This window comes from Paenibacillus sp. NPDC058367, from assembly GCF_042723305.1.
Taxonomy (GTDB): domain Bacteria; phylum Bacillota; class Bacilli; order Paenibacillales; family Paenibacillaceae; genus Paenibacillus_AQ.
Genome location: NZ_JBHXIZ010000004.1, coordinates 395426 through 416781, shown reverse-complemented (window position 1 = coordinate 416781; position 21356 = coordinate 395426). Strand labels below are relative to the sequence as shown.

Here is a 21356-nt window from a genome sequence, read left to right as displayed (position 1 = left end):
CGGATTTTGTTGCATGTTTATGTAAATATTCATATTTACATAAACAATGCCGATTTATTTCTTTGGCATTGGCAAGCTCACTACAAAAGCCGTTCCTTCACCCGGTCGGCTGGCCACGGTTACTTTACCGTTATGCAGCTCAACGATCTTCTTAACCAGTGATAGGCCCAGGCCACTACCGCCCCCGCTCGCTGTTCTAGCTTTGTCTGCCTTATAGAAGCGATCAAAGATGCGAGGTAAGTCTTCTTCAGAGATACCAATCCCACTATCTTGAATCTCCACCTCTACCCGCTCATCTATCGTTCGAAGCTTGATATGAATACATCCATTCCCGGGAGTGAATTTAATGCTGTTATGAAGAAGATTGGTCCAGACCTGGGTCATTAAATCTTTTACCGCAGTTACATTCACTTCTTCCAGCTCGGCCTCTACCTCTATATTTTTCTCCAGCCACTGTGGCTCAGAAGCCAGAATTGTATCTCTAAGCTGTTTGTCCAGACGATAAACCTGATTTTCAAACGGAAAATTACCCGATTCGAGCGCTGATAGCTTCAATAAATTATCACTGAGCCCAGATACGCGGGTACTCTCAGCCACAATAATATTAAGGTAGTGCCTCCTACTCTCCACATTCAGAGTCTCATCCTGCAGCGCAAGAGCAAACCCCCGAATCGAGGTTAGTGGAGATTGAATTTCATGCGATACGTTGGAGATAAAATCCTGGCGCATGGTCTCCATCTGACTCAGCTCACTTGCCATTACATTGATACTCTCAACAATTTCTCCAAATTCACCGTATTCCCTATTATTATCCAATACTACATTAAAATCACCCTTAGCAATTCGTCCTAACCCTTCAATGATTGATCTATAAAAGACACGTTCCCAGCCACGAAATAGCTTGGAGACTACCAATGCCATCATGAACAAGATCACAATACCGACCATCACGCTGATTAATTGGACCAAATAATCCGAGGAGGGGCGCCCAGCCCTGCTATATATCCAGTTCATTAGGAAATAAGCTGCAGTCCAGCTAATCCCAACGCCACCGAAATAAACAAAGGACATCCCAATCCGCTTAATGATCTCCTTAAATCGATTCATGCCTCAGCCTCCAACCGGTAACCTAGACCACGGATCGTACGAATAACGAATCCATAGTCATCCTGATTGAACCGTTCACGCAAACGGTTGATATGCACATCGAGTGTCCGCTCATTCCCTTCAAAATCATAACCCCAAATTTCTTCGATCAGCCTGTCTCTTGTCAATGTTTGCCCCGGATAGCTGCCCAGCTTAAACAACAGCTCAAATTCCTTAAGCGGCAAGGTAATTTCCCCATACTCTGAAGAGACCTCGTAGGTTTTGCGATTCATACGCAATCGGCCTACGGTCACACTTTGCGCGGCAGAAATCTGATATCGTTTAAGCAGCGCCTTTACTCTCGCAATAAGTACAACCGGCTCAAATGGCTTGACCAAATAATCATCACTACCCAACTCAAAGCCTTTTACAATTTGTGAGGTTTCCCCTTTGGCTGTCAGCATTAAAATCGGGAAATCATAGTTCTGGCGCATCCGCCGGCATAGCTCCCAGCCGTCCATGTTGGGCATCATCACATCAATAATAGCTAAATCTATGTTATTACCTTCCAGAATCTGAAGAGCCTCCAGTCCATCGGAAGCTCCATAGATCTCATCCATTCCTTCAGCTCTCAGAAATACTTCTACCAATTCGCGGATGTGCGGATCGTCGTCCACTACTAGTATTTTTGTCATGTATCACTGGAGCCTCCTCTTCAATGTCCTGAACCTCGGGGTTATTCATCTGTAGCTGCTGGGTGGCAAATTCACGATACAGCTCATGGTTTTCCAGTAGTTCCTCATGACTTCCCATTCCGGTAATTTGACCTTTTTCCATAAAAATAATCTGCTCTGCATTTACAACAGTAGCCAAACGGTGCGCAATTACAATCGTAGTTCGACCCTTCATCAGATTGGACAGTGCCTTCTGCACCACGGCTTCTGATTGGCTATCCAAACTGGAAGTGGCTTCATCAAGCATAAGAATCTTCGGGTTCCGCAGCAGTGCTCTAGCAATAGCAATCCGTTGCCGCTGTCCACCAGACAGCTTCACACCTCTTTCGCCGACATCCGTATTATATCCTTCAGGAAGTGCATCAATAAAGCCATCTGCATAAGCCATTGCTGCTGCTGCGTGCATCTCCTCCCTGCTAACGTCACGATCCAATCCATAGGTTAAATTCTCAGCAATCGTACCGGCCAACAGTGGACTTTCCTGTGAGACATACCCTATAAGCTTCCGCCACGAACGCAATGAGAATGTAGACACTGGCTTGTCACCCAGCTTAATCAGACCTGACTGAGGCTCGTAAAAACGTTCTAGCAACGAGAACAACGTGGTCTTACCGCCCCCGCTCGGTCCGACAATAGCCGTCACCTGACCAGGAAGCATCTGGAAGCTCACATCATTCAATACCTTCTCACCATTTTTATAACCAAAGCTTAATCCCTCTACTGAGATCGGACCTTCTGTGCCATTTGCCTCTTCCTGTCCCTCATATACTTCCTCTTCTGCTGCCAAGGTCTCAATAATACGCTCTGAGGCACCCTTAGCTTTCTGAATCTGTGTGAAGAACGTAGTCAGTTGAGTAAGTGGCATAATAATCTGAATAAGATAAAGAATAAAGGCGACCAGTTCTCCAGCCGTCAAGACGCCGGAAGATACCTGCATCCCACCATAACCGATAATGACCACAAGCAGCATCATAAAAACAAAGGAGACGAGTGGACTGATCATCGCGCTAATCTTGCCTTCACGAATACCAAAGGAAAGCAGGTTCATAATTCCAGTCTTGCCTGCCTCGTACTCTTTTTTCTCTGCGCCTGAGGATTTGACCAGACGGATCTCAGATAAAACACCACTAAGTGTAGCAGTAAAAGAAGCTGTCTCATCTTGCATTCCCTTGGAAATTTTGTACATCTGCCGCCCAAGTGGTACTAGTATCAGCGCCGAAAGTGGAAGAACAGTGAATAGAACAAGTGTCATTTTCCAATTTAAAAATAGCAGAACTGAGATCGAACCTACAATGGAAATCACTCCGGTAAATAAGCTGGCTAGATGTTCAGAAATCAGCGTTTTGATGATCCCTGTATCATTCGTCATGCGGCTGACACTTTCTCCCGTTCGGTTGTCATTATAATAAGCCACAGGCAGAACTAGAAATTTACGCCACAGTCGGTCCCGCAGACCTGCAACCATCTTCTGACCTGCATAATTGAGCAGATAGATAGAGATCCCTCCCGCAATGGTCTGCGCAATAAACGCAGCTGCTATACCCGCAATCTGCAGCTTGCTCACGGAGGCCAGAGAGAAGCCATCCACCAAGTTCTTAGTGAACATCGGGATGACCAGACTGACCAATGTCGATATCATGCTTAACGCAATGGCTATAGCCAATAAGCCGTATGAAGGCTTGGTTTCTCTTAGTAACGTTAAGAACGGCTTCAGCGCCATCTTTCGCTTGGATTCGGATTTCTTCATGACAATGACTCCCCTTTTCTTAATAGCTCTATGAGAAAAGCATAGTAATATCTTTCTCGCCTTACACCCATCCTATCTGCAGATTGTAAACTGAAGTTAAACGCGCCGATCAGACAATACTGCCTTGTGATTTCCCATCCTGCGGGAATAGTCACAGGCCAAAATAACGCCCGTTACACTTAGCGTTTGTACCTTCTACGCACGCGTTCACGCATTTTTTGTCGCTTATCGTCTCAAACATAAATAAAACCCAAAATAATGTAAAAAAGTAAAAAAGGGTGTTTGTATCCCTTTTCAACACGTGTTACAGTGATAGAAGGGCCTACTATTGGCCACTCTACTCCATGCAAGATATTTAGTGAGAAAGGAGTGAACCATTTGCGAAAAGGCGTTATTCCATCTTCTATCACGTCTTTAAAATGGTTCAATTTTTTTGTATATGGAACCATGGTCCTCTTCACCAGCTTCTTTCAACTATACCTGCTGGATGTAGGGATGAACAAATTAGAGATTGGTGTCTTATTCTCTATGGGAGCGCTAGTATCCATATTTGCAAATCCATTTTGGGCGTTCTTAACAGACCGTTCTCAGAATATACGGCGTATCGTTTTGCTAATGTTATTCGGAACGCTAGTGTTCTCACAGTTTATGTTTCGAGCAAATACATATGAAACGATCTACAACGCCATTATTTTGTTCTATTTCTTCCAAGGACCACTATTTGCTCAAAGCAACACGATGATTCTCAGCTATATTGACGGAACTAATCAGCGCTTCCGTTCTTTCCGGCTTTGGGGTTCAATAGGGTGGGCAGTGATTGCGATTGTCGCCGGCTTTATCCTGGATTGGGCTGATGTATCCATCTTGACCTATCTGCTTACAGCGTTACTAGGTGCATCAATCCTATCCGTTCTTGTATTGCCTAAAATTAACCATACCATTATGAGAGCTCCGATGCCGTATAAGGGCTTAACTAAGTTGATTTTCAATCCTTTTTTCTTGTGTTTTTTAGTGTTTGGTATTCTGGTATCCATTCCAAACACTATGAACACCACATTTATATCCTTGTATATTACGGATCTGGGCGGCTCTAAAAAAATGATTGGTCTTGCCGTATTCCTCTCCTCCATTTTGGAGGTAGGCGTATTCGTTCTCTGTGACCGGTTCCTGAAACGTAAAATTTCCGTTCTGCTCGGCTGGCTTGCATTGGTCAGTGGTTTGTTCGTTCTGCGTTGGTGGTTTATGGCTGATGCGACTACTGCCCTTCAAGTGGTGTTCATTCAAATTTTACACTGCATAACGTTCGGCGGCTTTTTCTATGTAGGTACCCAATTGACGATGCTCCTGATTCCACGGCCTTATCGCTCTTCCGGACAAGCGCTCTACACCCTAAGCTGGAGTGGGATATCCGGTTTCATTGGAGGTATTCTCGGAGGTTGGATGTATCAGTATCTGGGTGCACAAAGCATGTATCAGACGGGTGTATTCTTGACGCTTATTGGAACGCTTGGCTTTGGTTTCATGTGGCTCTTTGTTAGCCGTGGTGGGTATCGCCCCCCTTCAGAGGAAGATGAAGAGATCTTCGACATCGAAGCATTATAATTCAACAAAAAGCAGGCTCAAACGTACCTATTCGGGACGTTTGAGCCTGCTTTTTGTTGTTACCTTGATTAATTTATCTGTTTAGCCTTGTTTAGGAGGCTGAAATGAACTCTTCAGTGAAACGATAAGATTGAATACGAGATGTTCAGGCGCCGAATATTTGCTATCCACATTAAAATAGCCATGACGGAAGAACTGGAATTTATCCTGAGCCACGCTATCCTTAAGCGCAGGTTCAACAAACCCTTGCAGGATTTCTATGGACTTAGGATTAAGCTGATCTAAGAAGCTAGGCTCCGATTTCTCTACCGAGGAATCCAAACCTTCAACCTCCACAGCCTCATCCGCTTCTTCAGCAGAAATCAGAGGCTCGTATAGACGGAATTCCGCAGGAACCGCTTGGCTAGCTTCAACCCAGTGCAACGTACCTTTTACCTTGCGGCCTGTAAATCCACTTCCGCTCTTCGTTTCCGGATCATACGTACAATGCAGCTCCACTACCTCGCCATTCTCATCCTTAATAACCTCATTACATTTGATGAAATAAGCATGCTTCAGACGTACTTCATTACCAGGGAACAACCGGAAATATTTGTTCGGCGGATTCTCCATAAAGTCATCACGCTCAACATAAATTTCACGCGAGAACGGAATTTGACGTACGCCCATTTCCTCATTCTCTGTATTATTCTCCGCTTCAAGCCATTCTGTTTGACCTTCTGGATAATTGGTGATAACAACCTTAAGCGGTCGTAACACAGCCATAGTACGCGGTACAGTTAGCTTAAGATCCTCACGGATAAAGTGCTCCAGCATTTGCAGGTCCACCAGACCCTGACTCTTAGAGATACCCGCTTCATACACGAATTTACGAATCGCTTCCGGCGTATATCCTCTACGGCGTAGACCAGAAATCGTAGGCATCCGTGGATCATCCCAACCATCCACATGTCCTTCGTCTACAAGCAGCTTCAGCTTACGCTTACTAGTCATCGTTTGAGCCAGATTCAGACGCCCAAATTCATATTGATGAGGGACAGCTGGCATCTCACATTCCTCTACAACCCAATCGTAGAATGGACGTTGATCTTCGAATTCGAGCGAGCAAAGGGAGTGAGTAATCCCCTCAATAGCATCTTCTAACGGATGCGCGAAGGTATACATTGGGTAGATACACCATTTATCGCCTGTGTTATGGTGATGTGCATGTGTAATCCGATAAATTACAGGATCACGGAGGTTAATGTTCGGTGACGCCATGTCAATCTTGGCGCGAAGAACCTTCTCACCGTCCTTGAATTGGCCTGCACGCATACGCCGGAACAGATCCAAATTCTCTTCGATACTACGATCACGATGCGGACTGTTCTTTCCTGGTTCCGTCAGCGTTCCACGCAATTGACGAATTTCATCCGCACTGAGGTCATCGACATAGGCTTTGCCCTTTGTAATTAATAATTCGGCACGTTTGTACATTTCCTCAAAATAATCAGATGCAAAACGCAGCTCTTCCCATTCATAACCGAGCCACTTTACATCTTCCTGAATCGAGTTTACATATTCCGTATCCTCTTTAGCCGGATTCGTGTCGTCAAATCTTAGGTTAGTCTTGCCACCGAACTCGTCCGCCAGTGTAAAGTTAATCCAGATCGCCTTGGCATGTCCGATATGTAAATAACCGTTCGGCTCCGGCGGAAAGCGTGTGATAACTTCCTTTACTTTACCGGTACGGAGGTCTTCGGTAATAACATTCTTAATAAAATTGGAGGGGGTGCTACGGTTCTCCACAGCTATCAACCTTTCATTCTGTAGTGTTACACTACTTCTTGTATAAACATGTTTCCTACTAATATACCCGTTAACCGTAGATTGTTCAATAAAAGGGGACACAAGGCACGGATCATTTTTTAGTGTCTTTAGACCTTTTGACTTCTGTCAGGGCGATAGAGTAGCATGATAATCATAAGAAATAATCCATAATCATACATAAGGCCTTGTGCCGAAAAGGAGGCAACCGCTTGTTTAATTATGTCATTGATGATGAGCTGATGTTAAAGCCGCTAATGCCAGAGCACGCTCGGCACATGTTCGCGTTAGTAGAGCACTCACGGGAACGACTTAGGCAATGGCTCCCTTGGGTAGATGCCGTTACGGAACAGGCCCACACTCTAAATTTCATCAAAAATGCGGTTAAACAAAGCACTGACAATGGTGCTTTTACCGCTGGACTATGGGTTCGCGGTGAGCTCGCCGGTGTTATTGGGTATCACCAGATTGACTGGCATAACCGTTCTGTTGGAATCGGCTACTGGCTGGGTGAAGGATATGAAGGTAAAGGGTATATGACCAGTGCCTGTCGGGTTCTAGTAGACTATGCACTACTGGAAATGGAGCTGCAACGTGTAGAAATTCGCTGCGCAACCGGAAATGTTTCCAGCCGGGCGATCCCGGAACGGCTTGGTTTTGTCCTTGAAGGTGTGATTAGACAGTCAGAGAAACTGCCTGACGGTTACGTCAACCATGCCGTATACGGTTTATTACGTAGTGAATGGCAGCTGCTCGGTTAAGTTAGGCTAAGCCAGCAACACATATAAGCTCATAAATAGAAATAAACCTGGAAGGCATACGCCTCCAGGCTTATTTTGGTTTGTAGATAGTGTTTAACTCTCCGGCAGACCCAGCTGTTTTCGAAACTTGTTCCGCACTACGGCGGAGAGAGTTTCTAGCTCCGCAAGAGCTGCCAGTGCAGCTTCCTCTTGCAGCCCCACTTGCATTAAATGTAGTACATGCGCCACGGACGCATCGCCAGCTCCACTTTCTTTTTTGACAATCGCATCTCCGGTTGAGATCTTTCCTTCACGAAGCACACGCAAGTAAAATCCGCTATATCTAGTGTCCAGCACTTGAGCCGGGAGATCTGCCGGGCCATGCTTTTGTGAGATTTTGAAGCAAGGATAACGTGGCTGGCTGACCTGCAGCACAGTGGTACCTATTTCGTACACATCGCCAATGCAAACATCTGTCTCTAATAAGCCGGCAGTTGTTATATTTTCTCCGAAGGCAGAGTATTCCAGTTTCTTTCCAAGCTGCTGCTCCCAGTAGGGATAATGCTCGATGGGGTAGGCACAAACTGCCTTGTCAGGGCCCCCGTGATGTTTCAGATCCGCCTGACCATCTCCGATAAAACCATTAGTATTTAACTGAACTGATCCTTCTACAGGCATTTTATAAATCCCAGTCTCCAAAGGTTTCCCCCGATAATCCACTGTTACTGGCCGCCCCACATTAAGTGAGATGATCTCCATATCCTTCTCCTCCTGTCAGCATGCAGCACATAAAGATTTCATCCACGTATCGACCGCCAAGATAAAACTCCTCCCGCAGACGTCCCTCTTCCACAAACCCGCATTTACGATAAAAAGAAAGCGCTGATTCATTACAGGATAATACGCGTAGACGCAGCTTACGAATGGCGTTATCTGCGGCATGTTCCTTAATAGCCTCTATGAGCTGCCGGCCAATACCTAAACGTTGATAATCCGGATGAACAGCAATATTAACCTCGCACACATGCCTGTTACTCTCCATTCGACTAGGGCAGCCAAACCCAACATATCCGCATAGCTTGTCATCCTTTAGCGCTACTAGCTGCGAACCCGGGGGAGCATTCAGTAGATAATCCTCTTGGGAACGCCACATTAATGGCCCCGGGCTAGTGTTCTCCGTCCAGATCATATGATCCAGATGAATCAGTTCCCGCACGTCTTTAATCTCTGAGAACCTTATTATAAACCTATCCTTGTTGCTAAGTTTCATAAAGATGTACACCCCTTGCCTTGCACCTCTATAGAATTCACAGTAGATCATTTGAATCCACTATGCTCAACTCTCAACTATCCCATTGACCGCTCCAATGAATTTCCTCGGCGGTTGATATACGCATGAACGATAAAGAATCCTACGGACAGCAGTGCCATCGCACATGCCAACCATGCGGTAGGCGCTAAGCCACCACTATCGTATAACCTACCCATTAAGTATGGTCCAATCACCCTACCGACTGCCCCCATGCCTCCACTTAGCCCTAAATAAAAAGGAGCACTGCGACCTGCATGATCCGAAATAAAGGAAGGCATGGCCGGAGATATCAGCATTTCCCCAAGCGTAGCGAGTACCATCCCAAGCACTAGACCTGAATAAGTCGGCATCCATAAAAGAACAGCATACCCACCCAAATAAAATAGAGCACTTACTGTCATTTGTGCCGTTGAGGTAGATGCGAACCAGCGTTTAATTACTGTTACGAGCGGCTGAGCTGCAAAAATGAGAATTCCGTTAAGCGTCCAGAGAAAACCATAAGTCTTCTTAGGCCAGCCCTCAGAAATAATGAACGGAGATACCCCTGTATTCCAGATAGAGTTCCCTAATAGTAGGAACATCGAGGCAATACCCATATAAAGATAAATTCGTGTATGCCCCATTAACTTCCAGGTAGATTGTTTGTCAGGACCAGCCTTCTGGTGTTCTGCGACCTCCTGTGAAGAATCTCCTCCGACTTTCTTGAGATATACAAAAAAGAATACCGCAAATACCGCTGAAGTTACGCCGTTCATCACAAAGCTGAGCATATAAGAAATATCGGCCAAAAAACCACTTAACGCCGTACCCAGTGCTACACCAATATTATTAGCGACATAAATAACATTAAACAGCTCTCCGCGCTGCTTCGTAAAACGAAAGCCGATAAATGCCTGAATCGCAGGTAAGGACAGTGAATTAAAGAGCCCTACCAGTCCCATCGCGACCATAAATAACGTCCAGTTGTTACTTGCTGCCGGCAAAGTGAACAGAGCAAGTGCATTCATGCCCAGCGCTCCAACAATCAGCCGGTTAACGCCTACCTTATGATAGAGTGAGCCCCCGAGTAGTTGACCCACAATTCCTCCAACTGATTGAATAAGAATCACTAATCCGGCATCCGACATGCTGCGTCCAAGCTCATCAAAAACATACATTGTAACCAATGGCCACATCAGCGCACTACCCGTTGCATTAATAAGACTAGCAATTAAAAATATCTTAACCTCTTTAGGATAATTCTGTAAAAACTTCATAAGTAGTGTACATCCCCTGTAATATATGTGTCATTATTCCATCCAGTATTATCCCAAAACAGGGTTCAGGGCAAGCAGACGCATTGACGTGCTATCGTGATAAAGTCTCAGTATACTTCACCTCTTATTTAGGACTAACTTCTAACGTAGCTGAGAAAAAAGTAGCACCTTTCACGTCCGCAGTCCTCCCTATTTCTACTATCTATTTATATTTTATAGTTGCCGCTGTCTTCCGTAAAGTAGACTAAACAATAATGAAGTGTTTCGTTATTACAAAGTCGGGGTAATAGAGCCTAGAAACACTCCCCCTTTTAAAATTCGCTGTGCATCCGAATTCGTTCCCCCGAGCTCGGATACATCACGGCGGATTTTATTTGTCTATACAGCAAAAAGCACCCCTCGACTATTCTAAGGAGTGCTCTATAAGATAGGTTTAGGCGTGTTTTTTTACACCGCTGCCAGACATGCTGTCTACGGACTGAATAGATGCAGGCTCTTTGCGCAGGTAAGCCATCCAATAAGCTGCCGCAACAAAGATCGCACCGCCCGTCAAGTTGCCTAGCCATACTGGAACAAAATTGTTGAAGTACTCTCCCCATGAAAAATAACCTTCAAAAATAGCTGCCGGAATTAAGAACATGTTGGCTACAACGTGCTGGAAGCCGATAGCTACAAAAGCCATCGTTGGGAACCAGATACCGAGGATTTTGCCACTGAAGTTATCTGCTCCATAGGAGAGCCATACCGCCAAAGCTACGAGCCAGTTACAACCGATACCGGAAACAAATGCCGGCAAGAAGTCTGCCTCAAGCTTATGTCCTGCCATCTCCACTAATTTTTCTAAATACACACCGTCAGAGGTTAAACCAACCACGTGACCGAAAAAGTAAGCTACAAACAAAGCTCCCGCTAGATTGCTCAGGGTAATCAATACGAGATTCTTAATAACTTCCCAGAAGGATATCTTCTTCGCCATAAAAGCGAGTGGCACAGCCATCATATTGCCTGTCAGCAATTCTCCCCCTGCAAGCAGTACTAGAATCAATCCTACAGGGAAGACAGCTGCCCCAATAAAGTTAGCGATGGATCCCCATTCATGTGGTGCGCCAGCAATGACGCGAATATCCAGTAAAAATCCGAGCGCGATAAACGCTCCTCCCAGAAAGCCCAGAATTAGTACGGTGCTTAAAGGATTGTGCGCCTTTTTTATGCCGTTCTCGACCGTGACTGCGGCAATCTGCTGCGGTTTATTATAAGCCATGATTCCTATCCCCTTCATCTATTTACTTAAAATTTGTTCCTTTACGACCATTGTAGCGTGTCATAAAACACATTAACGTGATAATTATCACTTAATGAAAAACTAAGTGAAACTTTTCACTGACATGTCAAATTTAACGAAGCGCATCCATAATTACATTTGTAAGAACAGGCTCCATATTATTTTAAAGGTAAATAGTACCAGCATCAATCACAAAAAACCGGAGCCATATATGGCTCCGGTTTACCCAACTTTATTGTTCACAGGCAATTAAATTATACGGTTACTGCCTCTTCGCTTGGTACTGATGTCGGTAGCGATTCGAGTCCTACTGTATTCAGGAAGTTCCAAGGCTTGTTGTAATGAGGTTGGAAGAAGAAATCGATAAAGGCAAGCTGATCGATTGTCATTTTATTTTGAATACATACAGATACTGTGTTGATCGATTGCGTCAAATCCGTCTTGGACAAGATTTGCGCTCCGAGAATGCGGCGTGTGGCGCGATCAAATACCACTTTTAATTGCACCTGCTCGAAGGTTGGCATAAATTCTGGACGGTAGTTGTCAATAATCATGGTAGTTTCTACGTCCATTCCTTCAGCCTTAGCCCCTTCTTCAGTAAGACCGGTAGCAGCGATATTATCTTCATAAATCTTAATGCCCGAAGTCCCTTGAGTACCCATATAAGGAATCGTCTCTTTCACTAAGTTACGTGCGACCAAAGTGCCCATCCGTACGGCATTGGTTGCCAGTGGAATATAAGCGTGCTTACCTGTAGGGTTGTAATGAATCGCGCAGCTGTCACCAGCGGCATACACATCTGGGCAACTAGTCTGCATATAATCATTGACCAGAATTGCGCCATTTGGCAGCATATCCACTTGACCTTTTAACAGCTCAGTATTCGGACGGAAGCCGATGCAGAGAATTACAAGATCCGCCTCATGCTCCCCTTCGCTTGTGATAACCTTGGTAACTTTACCACCTTCACCAGCAAAAGAACTTACCTTCTCATTCAGCGCTAATTTAATACCATGATCCTTAAAGGATTGTTCGATCGGCGCAGTAAACTCTGGGTCCAAATATTTATTCAAAATACGATCTTCACCATCAATCAGCGTAACTTGCTTTCCGTTCATTTGGAAGGCTTCCACCAACTCAACGCCGATATATCCAGCGCCTACGACTGTGATTTTATTCGCTTGTTTAGCTTTTTCTATAATGGTATTGGAATGATCATAGTTCTTGCAAAGCAAGACGCCTTCCAGCTCAATCCCTTCGAGCTTCGGTACAATCGGCCATGATCCCGTAGTCATAATCAGCTTATCGTAGGTATCGTCAAACTCCTGTCCGGTTACCAAATTGCGAACACGCAATGTTTTGGACTTCGTATCCACAACGGTCACTTCATGACGCATGTTGGTCTTTACGCCAAGCTCAGCAAGCTTCTCAGGGGAAGAATAGAACAGCCCGTGCGGGTCCTTGACCACTCCACCTACGTATAAAGCAATTCCACAAGATAAGAAAGAAATATTATCATTACGCTCATACACCGTAATCTCGGCTTCCGGGTGAAGCTTGGCAGTATTTACAATTGCGGCAGTTCCGGCATGTGTACATCCAATGACAGCTACTTTCATTATTTTCTTCCTCCTTCAAATGGACAACCTGGTTATATATTCGAATTGCTTGACTGACCAAATTAGATATCTGATCACCGATAAGTTAATTGTGATTTATTTCACTTTATAAACTGATTATATTGTGATATTTATCACATTACAAGTCTTTTCGCCTATATTCTCAGATTGTTCACAATTTTAAGCATTTTCCGTCACTGCTGCCGATTGCGACCTCGTTATCTTTGCCATGGGCGTAGGACATTATGTTCTGCCCCCTCAGGATATACTTTCTTATAACGCGCAAAAAAAGGCTTTCCCCTAAACCAACAGGGAAAAGCCTGATCATAAACTGAATCTACACCAAACCGTGAATCACGCCATCCTCATCCATCCATAGTGCCTCAGCAGCTGGCTTAGCCGGTAGACCTGGCATCGTAACGATATTGCCCGTAATCACTACAGCAAACCCTGCACCGAGCGAAAGGGTAATATCACGGATACCTACCGTGAAACCTTCTGGAGCGCCAAGCAATCTAGGCTGATCTGAGAAGGAATAAGGGGTCTTCGCCATACATACTTGAAGATCATTTAACCCAAGACGCTCAATCACCGCTAGGCTGCGTTTGGCCGCAGGGGAAAAGTTAACCTCCGCACCACGGTAAATTTCGCGAACAATCTTGGTGATTTTGGAAGAGATGTCGAGTTCATTCTCATACAAAGGAGCAAAACGTTCAGTGTCGCTATGATCCAGAAGTTTCTTTAATTCCGAAGCCAACTCTTGTCCGCCCGCACTACCTTCTGCCCATACCTTGGATATTGCCGCAGGAACGTTCAATCGGCGACAAGCCTCCACAACGTCATTAATCTCTTCTGGGCTATCGCCTTCAAAATGATTAATGGCAACAAGAACAGGCACCCCAAATTTGCCGAGATTCTCTACATGACGCTCCAAATTAGACAATCCAGAGCGCAGCGCCAACCGGTTCTCCGTTTGGAGCTCATTCTTAGGTACACCACCGTTATATTTCAAGGATTTCACCGTCACGACAAGCACTGCCGCTGAAGGGGTTAGACCCGCTTGCCGGCATTTGATATCCATGAATTTCTCTGCACCAAGATCCGCTCCGAAGCCTGCTTCCGTAACCACAACATCTCCCAGCTTGAGTGCATAACGAGTACCAATAACACTACTGCAGCCATGGGCGATATTCGCAAATGGACCACCGTGTACAATAACAGGAGTGCCCTCCAAGGTCTGCACCAGATTAGGCTTAACTGCTTCCTTCAGCAGCGCTGTCATCGCTTCAACTGCCCCTATTTGCTCGGCCGTTACAGGCTGTCCCTCTTGGTCATACCCAATCAAAATACGGTTCAGACGCTTTTTGAGATCACTCAGATTATCGCATAGGCATAATACAGCCATAATCTCAGAAGCTGTTGTAATCTGAAATCCACTTTCCCGCACGGCTCCATTTCCATCTCCAAGCCCTGTCACAATATTCCGCAGACTGCGATCATTCATATCCATCACGCGTTTCCAAACGATACGCTGCGGATCAAGACCCAGCTCATTACCTTGGAAGATATGATTATCAATCATCGCAGACAATAAATTATGTGCAGAAGTCACCGCATGAATATCACCCGTAAAGTGCAAATTAATCTCATCTGCCGGAATGATCTGTGACTTGCCGCCACCCGTGGCACCGCCTTTCATGCCTAAGCATGGTCCGAGGGATGGTTCGCGCAAGGCAGCCACGGTCTTTACTCCTGCTGCGTTCAATGCCTGTGCCAGCCCAATGGTTGTTAAGGTCTTCCCTTCGCCAGCAGGGGTTGGATTCACCGCAGTGACCAATACCAGCTTGCCATCTGGTTTGTTCTTCATGTCTTCCCATAAGGACGGTGAAAGTTTACTTTTATATTTGCCGTATAGTTCCAGATGCTCTTCGCCAATTCCCGCTTGTGCTGCTACCTCTGTAATTAACTTCATGCTTGTATTGAACCCTCCTGCCGTTATTATCCTGCTGTATTCCACGCTTTATGCATATTTTGCATGGGCATTACATTCTCTTCAAAGAATACATGGTCTCTGTAAAGCGTCAAGTATAATTTATCACAACAAAATTTAAGGCGCCTATTCTATATTCCTATGTAAAAAAAGAAAATCCCGTCGAGGCTCGGCCAAAGACCGAGGTCGAAAGGATACTTGTAAAATAACAATTCATCAGTCCCTAAATGATCTACAGTAAGGACTCAATCTGTTCTGACATCGTTTCTGGCGATTCCTTTGGCTCCACACGAGCTACTACATTACCGCCACGATCAATAAGAAACTTCGTGAAATTCCAGCTGATATCACTGCTGTCACCAGTACCCGGCTGCTGCTCTTTTAAATAATTGAAAAGAGGGCTGGCATCCGGTCCATTCACATCCACTTTGGCAAACACAGGAAATGTAACGCCATAATTAATCTGACAGAATTCTTCTGCCTCTTCACTTGTACCCGGCTCCTGACCCGCAAATTGGTTGCAGGGGAATCCTAATACTACAAGTCCCCGATCCCTATACTGCTCGTATAGCTTCTGGAGATCCCCATACTGCGGTGTAAGTCCGCATTTACTAGCCGTATTGGCAATCAGCACTACCTTACCTTCATACTCTGTAAATGACACTTCTTTACCCGAAGGCGTAACGCCGGAAAAATTGTAGATCGACATCCTAATTCCCCTTCCTTCCATGTACTTAGACTACACTACGTATCTTACCCGAATTGTAACAGATTGCAACTTATCGACACTTTCTGTAAACACTAAGATAAAAAAAAGCAGTCCTATGTATTTCTTAGGACTGCTCTCTATCACTCTGTTATTTGGATACGGGTACGACATCATAATATTCTTCCAGCGTAATCCCTTTATCCGCAATATAAGTAGCTATATTCTTGCCCACATAACGGATATGCCAAGGCTCATACTTATATCCTGTAATGTCCTGCTTTCCTTCTGGAAAGCGGATGATATAACCATATTCGGTTGCATGCTGCGCTAGCCACTCCGCTTCCTTCGTTCCACCAAAACAGCTCTCCGCAGCACATTTCCCGTCACTTCCTGAGACATCGATAGCAAGCCCTGTCTGATGCTCGCTATAGCCAGGCACGGCACTGTAAGTACGAGCCAGTTCTTCTCCGTCTTTCTCAACATAACGATTGAACAGCCTTGTTTGGGTTTCCTTAGAACGGTAGGCCGAAACGCCAGCCAAGTAAATCCCGTCTTCCTCTGCGCCTGCGAACAGTTTCTCTAATGCTTCGGCAGCTTCCTTACGCATCATACGCTTCTCGATTTTCTCTTTAAATGTAAAACGCACTTCCGGGTAGACTAGATCCGTTGGCTTATAGTTCTCCGGCAGTCCATACTCCTTATTCACCATCACAGCTATGCTGTCAGGCTCTTTAAAAGAATCATCAGTGCTATTTCCCTTGCCGTTACTATCCGGTTCGGACGGATCAGAGGGATCCGTTGTATTAGATGGGTTAGCTACCACTGGGTCTGTTATGCCCTCTTCGGTGCTGTTTCCATCTTCACCAGGCTCAGCTTGAAGATCATCCTGCACATTTATATTGGAACCGCTACTATCTGAAGCAGAAGGAGAAGGCGTCGTATATTTCCCAATCCCCCACCCAACAGCAATAACGACAATTAACAAGATTATTATTTTCAATTTTTTAGACATCTGCAAGATCTTCCTCCTCGAAGTCGAAACACTCTATTTATCTATTAGACAAGCTTTCCTTCAAAAATGTTACACTAAGATCCTTTTTTAGACAAATATCGCTCGGATAATTGTGCCTACAAAATAAAGTTACCATAGGGAGTTAGCTTGTCCGCTAACTTCCCTATGGTAACAAGTTTTAGTTATGAAATTCCACTCACATTATCTGGATGTGCCTCTGCCGCCACTTTTAAAGCCGCCGGAGCTACCACGTCCACCCCGTGAGGAACCCGTATTTCCGCTGTTGCGGCCGCCTTTACCAGCGCCACCCTTGGCACCGCTATAGCCGCCTTTGCTACCTTTACCACCTTTGCCGCCGCCTCTAGACGGGCCCGTACCGTAGCCGCTGCCTAAGCCGCCTCGTGGTGTGCCACCAACGTAAGCGCCGCCGTCTGCACCTCTGGCTACGTTCTCGCTGTAGCCAGTGCTTGGGCCGCCCTTCCGGTTTGCACCGCGCGAACCGGCACTGCTAGGCGCTGCTGCGTTGCCGCTAGCTGGCGCATCGCCTCTGGAGGCGAAGGCGCCATAGCCGCCGCCTACTCGTACTACGCCGGCAGCCTTGCCGCCGCCCTTAGGTGCGGCAGCGTCAAAACCGCTGCCGCCGCGCTTGCCAGCCGCCGCATCAGAACGACCACCGCGGCGACCTTCTGCAGGCGCGCCCCAGCCGCCTGCTTCCTTACCGCGGCCGCGGCCACCTTGCCGCGCTCCGCCTTCGCCGCGCGGAGCACCGCCGCGGCCAGAGCCGCCGGTCTTCGGTCCGCGGCCCGTGCGCGCTGCCTCAGCGCCGCCGCTTTGACGACCGCCGTGGCGTCCGCCGCCTTGTACTGCAACGAATTCGCCAACGCCGAATTCATCTTTGTCGTAACGGCGACGATCCAGGCGCTGCGAAATGCCGTGCTCGATCAAGTCTAGTCCATCTTGCTCACGTGGAGAAGTGAACGTAATTGCAAGCCCTTTGCCTCCGGCACGGCCTGTCCGGCCGATCCGGTGAATATAGCTATCCACATCAAGTGGCATATCGTAGTTAAAGATATGAGTGATACCTTCGACATCCAACCCCCGAGCCGCTACATCTGTAGCTACAAGAAGCTGCAGCTTCGCATCACGGAATCTCTTCATTACACCTTCGCGTTTACCTTGAGACAAATCACCGTGCAGCTCATCACAATCATAACCTGCTGCTTGGAGTGCTTCGTTCAGCTTGGACACCCGACGTTTGGTCCGGCAGAAAATAATAGCCAAGTAAGGACGATCCCGTTCAATCAATGTTTTGAGTGCCTCTTCTTTATTACGATCCGAGACTTCCACGACTTGCTGTTTGATATTATCCAGCGGAATCGGAGAACCACTCTTAATAATGATATCCAGAGGCTCTTTCATGTAATTAGCTGCGAGACGTTTAATCGGATCTGGCATCGTCGCAGAGAACAACATCGTTTGACGGCGATAAGGAACAGCCGTAATAATGGTCTCTACATCCTCCAAGAATCCCATATGCAGCATTTGATCCGCTTCGTCCAGAACGAGCATCTTAACGCCACTAAGATCGAGCGTCTCCCGGCGCATATGATCTAGCAGTCTGCCCGGTGTACCGATAATAAGATGTCTGCCACCTTCGAGCTTACGCAGCTGCTTCTCAACATCCTGACCACCATAAACGGCCAAGATTTTAATATCCGTATGACGCGCCAGCTTACGTGCCTCTTCTGTAATCTGCAAAGCCAACTCACGTGTTGGGGCCATAATTAGCGCCTGCGGATAAGCTCGCTCCGTGTGGATCTTGTCCATAATTGGCAGCAAGAAAGCTAATGTCTTCCCTGTACCTGTCTTCGCTCTTGCAATTACATCCAAACCCTGCACCAATGGCGGTATTGCTTCCTGTTGCACTGGTGTAGGCTTAACGATGCCTTGACCTTGAAGCAATGTACACAGTAATTCTGAAACACCTAATTCTTTAAATCCCGGCAAATTCTCCACCTCACTATTTTCTCAGTTAAATTTGATTACATCTCTTACTTAACTTCCGTCTTCCAAAGCCCTATTCAGGCAGCCCTAACCCGACTGTCCTTTTGGGGGCGTATGCTTCCGATTCAGCTATATTCAAACAAAAGCGGAAGAACCCCGTCACCGGCATTCTTCCGTCCCATGTATCCCTTGACCCGTTAAAAGAGTGCGGTCAAAGTTCGGTTTCTGGGCAGCAGCGATCCACCGGACGTTTAGACGGCACTCCATTTGCGTTCCATTCCACTTTATACAATAGAAGTAAAGTTAAGCTTAGAAAGTTATCTTTTATATTGTACTTGATAGAACGGCATTTGTGTGAACCTGCAGAATAATAATTATTCTATCCTGCAGGTTAGAACCTTCCCGATTTAAAAATCGCATAGATCAACCATAGGAACATCAGAAGCGCTATTACGCCGCCAATCTCCACTGTAGGAAAATTCCATAACACTGAAGGCTGACCCCGCATCGCAGTGCCTATAATGAGTCCAACCATGATGATACTGAACGCAAGCATCACAATACTAAATGCTAAGCGGTTCCCAACCCGGTCCAGCTTTCGCTCCAGATGCTCGAGCTCAGGTGCCGCAATCTCTACCTTTAGCTTTCCCTTAGTAATTAGCGCAGATAACTGCCTTGCCTGCCCAGGAAGCTCTAAAAGACTCTCCGTTAAATCGGCTACGCCTCCAAGGAACTTGCGCTGCAATCGGGGACCACTAAATCGCTGCTTCACAAGTTCACGTCCAAAAGGCTCTGCCATCTCTAAAATGCTAATCGTTGGATCTAAATTGCTAATGACACCCTCAAGCGTCAGCATCGTCTTACCAAGCATCGTTAGATCCGGGGGAAGAACTAATCGATGCTTGCGAGCAATGCCAAACAGATCATTTAGCGCTTTGCCTATGCTCATCTTACTGAACGGAACATCATAATACTCTTCGCGAAGTCGATCCATATCATTATGCAACGCTGCTCGATCAGCATCCTCAGGGATGACGCCGAGACGCAAAATTGCCCGGACCATCGCATCCGTATTCTTACGCATTAGTGCGATGACAAGCGCAGACAGCTGCTCTTTCATCTCTTCGTTCAGCCGCCCCATCATGCCAAAATCAATCAAAGCCAGCTTCCCATCAGCCATTCGTATAACATTCCCTGGATGCGGATCCGCATGAAAAAAGCCATGAATGAAGATTTGCCTTAGCATCATTTCCACGAGCTGCTGAGCGATAACCTTAAGTTTAACTCCGTTACTCAATAACTCATCGCGACGACTCAGCGTAATCCCTACCACATATTCCATCGTCAGCACCCGTTCTGACGTATAGTCCCAATGAATATCCGGTATGTATACTCCGTCATAATCCATCTGTTGAGCAATTTTCTCTGCATTGCGTCCTTCTTGGCCGTAATCCAGCTCGCCAAGCAGAGATTTCGAGAATTCCTCTACCATACGGGACAACTGATATTGCCTCGCCCAGCCTAGCTGCTTCTCAGCAAGGGCGCTTAGATCTTTGAGAATTTCCAAATCCCTACTCATCGTTCGCAGTATACCAGGGCGCTGAACTTTAACAGCCACGACCTGCCCACTGTGAAGAACAGCTCTATGCACTTGACCGATCGACGCAGCCGCAAGGGGAGTATCCTCAAAAGAATTAAAGATCTCATCCATCCGTTGATCGAGTTCATGCTCCACAATCGTGCGCACGCGCTCCACAGGGAACGGGGGCACATTATCCTGTAGTTTTACCAATTCTTGAATAATAGAATCAGGCAGCAGATCCGAACGGGTACTGGCGAGTTGTCCAAGCTTAATAAAGGTTGGGCCCAAATCCTCCAATACGAGACGAATCCGCTCCCCGAGTGTAAGACTTGTATGAGCTTCTTGCGTTACAAGACGGCGTGGAAGGGATAATAAATGATAGAGCCCCAGCTCCTCCACCATATAGCCAAAACCATGGTGCATAAGCGCCATGGCAATGGACCGGTATCGTCCGGCATGTCTGATACGTACTGCCATTTAGTCCGTACGCGTTTCCGCCGATGTTCCTTCTAGATGGGAAATGCCCTCCAGCTCGGCCAATCGACGCTCCAATACAGCAATTCGGCCTTCCAGCTCGTCAATATCACTTTGTACAGGAACCTTCATTTCCTTCAACACGCGTTGTACTTGTTCTTGTACAACAGACTTGAGCATACCTCGCTCTTCCTCACCGCGTTCAATCAGACGGTCAACAAGGGCCTTAGACTCCGAAGGAGCAAGCTCCCCACGCTTCACTAGTTCCTCAACAACCTTTTCTACTTTTTCCTTACTAACAATGGTGAGGCCCACTCCTAAAGAGATCGCTTTTTTAAACAAATCACTCATAGTACTTCCTCCCAAAGATTCCGTTTCGTTACAAACGGAGTTGATGATTA

17 protein-coding genes are annotated in these 21356 nt (G+C 46.2%); 2 read left to right on the top strand and 15 right to left on the bottom strand.

Translation table 11 applies throughout. From position 1 onward, the window contains the following. Positions 1 to 54 precede the first annotated feature (54 nt). From ACFWMP_RS22500 to ACFWMP_RS22490, 3 genes are read right to left on the bottom strand one after another with little or no spacing between them, the layout of a single operon-like run. On the bottom strand, positions 55 to 1107 hold the full coding sequence (locus tag ACFWMP_RS22500; RefSeq protein WP_042192515.1) for a sensor histidine kinase: 1053 nt from the start codon (positions 1105 to 1107) through the stop codon (positions 55 to 57). Next, positions 1104 to 1781 (bottom strand): response regulator transcription factor, encoded by a 678-nt coding sequence (locus ACFWMP_RS22495; protein ID WP_042192517.1) that lies wholly within the window; start codon positions 1779 to 1781, stop codon positions 1104 to 1106. Before ACFWMP_RS22495 ends, ACFWMP_RS22500 begins: the two co-directional genes overlap by 4 nt. Beyond that, on the bottom strand, positions 1711 to 3567 hold the full coding sequence (locus ACFWMP_RS22490; protein ID WP_379424739.1) for an ABC transporter ATP-binding protein: 1857 nt from the start codon (positions 3565 to 3567) through the stop codon (positions 1711 to 1713). Before ACFWMP_RS22490 ends, ACFWMP_RS22495 begins: the two co-directional genes overlap by 71 nt. Before the next feature lie 369 nt (positions 3568 to 3936). Here ACFWMP_RS22490 and ACFWMP_RS22485 point away from each other — a divergent pair, with 369 nt between their 5' ends. After that, a complete protein-coding gene (locus ACFWMP_RS22485; protein WP_379424738.1) occupies positions 3937 to 5169 on the top strand; it encodes an MFS transporter in 1233 nt (410 codons plus the stop codon). Positions 5170 to 5250: 81 nt separating this feature from the next. Here ACFWMP_RS22485 and ACFWMP_RS22480 read toward each other — a convergent pair whose 3' ends face one another. After that, on the bottom strand, positions 5251 to 6957 hold the full coding sequence (locus ACFWMP_RS22480) for a glutamine--tRNA ligase/YqeY domain fusion protein (protein WP_379424737.1): 1707 nt from the start codon (positions 6955 to 6957) through the stop codon (positions 5251 to 5253). 230 nt (positions 6958 to 7187) lie between these two features. On the opposite strand from ACFWMP_RS22480, the gene ACFWMP_RS22475 reads away from it, so the two are divergent. Then, entirely contained in the window at positions 7188 to 7736 is a 549-nt protein-coding gene (locus ACFWMP_RS22475) for a GNAT family N-acetyltransferase (RefSeq protein ID WP_379424736.1), read from the top strand. 93 nt (positions 7737 to 7829) lie between these two features. Here the strand turns inward: ACFWMP_RS22475 and ACFWMP_RS22470 are convergent, their stop codons facing one another. The 11 genes from ACFWMP_RS22470 to ACFWMP_RS22420 all read right to left on the bottom strand — a co-directional run bounded on the left by ACFWMP_RS22470 (position 7830) and on the right by ACFWMP_RS22420 (position 21306). Then, positions 7830 to 8474, bottom strand: a complete 645-nt coding sequence (locus ACFWMP_RS22470) for an MOSC domain-containing protein (protein ID WP_379424735.1) — start codon at positions 8472 to 8474, stop codon at positions 7830 to 7832. Next, positions 8455 to 8985, bottom strand: coding sequence for a GNAT family N-acetyltransferase (locus tag ACFWMP_RS22465; protein ID WP_042192530.1), 531 nt, complete (start codon positions 8983 to 8985; stop codon positions 8455 to 8457). The genes ACFWMP_RS22470 and ACFWMP_RS22465 overlap by 20 nt, the downstream gene beginning before the upstream one ends. A gap of 77 nt (positions 8986 to 9062) precedes the next feature. Then, a complete protein-coding gene (locus ACFWMP_RS22460; RefSeq protein WP_042192532.1) occupies positions 9063 to 10283 on the bottom strand; it encodes an MFS transporter in 1221 nt (406 codons plus the stop codon). A 433-nt stretch (positions 10284 to 10716) separates the two neighbouring features. Beyond that, positions 10717 to 11544, bottom strand: coding sequence for a formate/nitrite transporter family protein (locus tag ACFWMP_RS22455; RefSeq protein WP_042131410.1), 828 nt, complete (start codon positions 11542 to 11544; stop codon positions 10717 to 10719). Between the two features lie 275 nt (positions 11545 to 11819). Beyond that, a complete protein-coding gene (locus ACFWMP_RS22450; protein WP_379424734.1) occupies positions 11820 to 13184 on the bottom strand; it encodes an FAD-dependent oxidoreductase in 1365 nt (454 codons plus the stop codon). Between the two features lie 337 nt (positions 13185 to 13521). Continuing rightward, positions 13522 to 15156 carry a formate--tetrahydrofolate ligase gene (locus tag ACFWMP_RS22445; RefSeq protein WP_042192538.1) on the bottom strand — a complete coding sequence of 545 codons (1635 nt, stop codon included), beginning with the start codon at positions 15154 to 15156 and terminating at the stop codon, positions 13522 to 13524. 250 nt (positions 15157 to 15406) lie between these two features. Next, positions 15407 to 15883 (bottom strand): glutathione peroxidase, encoded by a 477-nt coding sequence (locus ACFWMP_RS22440; RefSeq protein ID WP_379424733.1) that lies wholly within the window; start codon positions 15881 to 15883, stop codon positions 15407 to 15409. 148 nt (positions 15884 to 16031) lie between these two features. After that, on the bottom strand, positions 16032 to 16895 hold the full coding sequence (locus ACFWMP_RS22435; protein ID WP_339243826.1) for a M15 family metallopeptidase: 864 nt from the start codon (positions 16893 to 16895) through the stop codon (positions 16032 to 16034). 201 nt (positions 16896 to 17096) lie between these two features. Continuing rightward, entirely contained in the window at positions 17097 to 18902 is a 1806-nt protein-coding gene (locus ACFWMP_RS22430) for a DEAD/DEAH box helicase (protein ID WP_076297932.1), read from the bottom strand. A 388-nt stretch (positions 18903 to 19290) separates the two neighbouring features. Beyond that, positions 19291 to 20958: an ABC1 kinase family protein gene (locus tag ACFWMP_RS22425; RefSeq protein ID WP_042192546.1), complete on the bottom strand. Its 1668-nt coding sequence runs from the start codon at positions 20956 to 20958 to the stop codon at positions 19291 to 19293. After that, positions 20959 to 21306 (bottom strand): phasin family protein, encoded by a 348-nt coding sequence (locus ACFWMP_RS22420; protein ID WP_042131416.1) that lies wholly within the window; start codon positions 21304 to 21306, stop codon positions 20959 to 20961. It abuts the gene before it with no gap. Between the last annotated feature and the right edge of the window lie 50 nt (positions 21307 to 21356).

Bases quoted from the DNA above. Each gene is read 5' to 3' on its own strand.
- ACFWMP_RS22500 (WP_042192515.1), bottom strand. From the start codon at position 1,107: ATGAATCGATTTAAGGAGATCATTAAGCGGATTGGGATGTCCTTTGTT.
- ACFWMP_RS22495 (WP_042192517.1), bottom strand. From the start codon at position 1,781: ATGACAAAAATACTAGTAGTGGACGACGATCCGCACATCCGCGAATTG.
- ACFWMP_RS22490 (WP_379424739.1), bottom strand. From the start codon at position 3,567: ATGAAGAAATCCGAATCCAAGCGAAAGATGGCGCTGAAGCCGTTCTTA.
- ACFWMP_RS22470 (WP_379424735.1), bottom strand. From the start codon at position 8,474: ATGGAGATCATCTCACTTAATGTGGGGCGGCCAGTAACAGTGGATTAT.
- ACFWMP_RS22465 (WP_042192530.1), bottom strand. From the start codon at position 8,985: ATGAAACTTAGCAACAAGGATAGGTTTATAATAAGGTTCTCAGAGATT.
- ACFWMP_RS22460 (WP_042192532.1), bottom strand. From the start codon at position 10,283: ATGAAGTTTTTACAGAATTATCCTAAAGAGGTTAAGATATTTTTAATT.
- ACFWMP_RS22455 (WP_042131410.1), bottom strand. From the start codon at position 11,544: ATGGCTTATAATAAACCGCAGCAGATTGCCGCAGTCACGGTCGAGAAC.
- ACFWMP_RS22450 (WP_379424734.1), bottom strand. From the start codon at position 13,184: ATGAAAGTAGCTGTCATTGGATGTACACATGCCGGAACTGCCGCAATT.
- ACFWMP_RS22445 (WP_042192538.1), bottom strand. From the start codon at position 15,156: ATGAAGTTAATTACAGAGGTAGCAGCACAAGCGGGAATTGGCGAAGAG.
- ACFWMP_RS22440 (WP_379424733.1), bottom strand. From the start codon at position 15,883: ATGTCGATCTACAATTTTTCCGGCGTTACGCCTTCGGGTAAAGAAGTG.
- ACFWMP_RS22435 (WP_339243826.1), bottom strand. From the start codon at position 16,895: ATGTCTAAAAAATTGAAAATAATAATCTTGTTAATTGTCGTTATTGCT.
- ACFWMP_RS22425 (WP_042192546.1), bottom strand. From the start codon at position 20,958: ATGGCAGTACGTATCAGACATGCCGGACGATACCGGTCCATTGCCATG.
- ACFWMP_RS22420 (WP_042131416.1), bottom strand. From the start codon at position 21,306: ATGAGTGATTTGTTTAAAAAAGCGATCTCTTTAGGAGTGGGCCTCACC.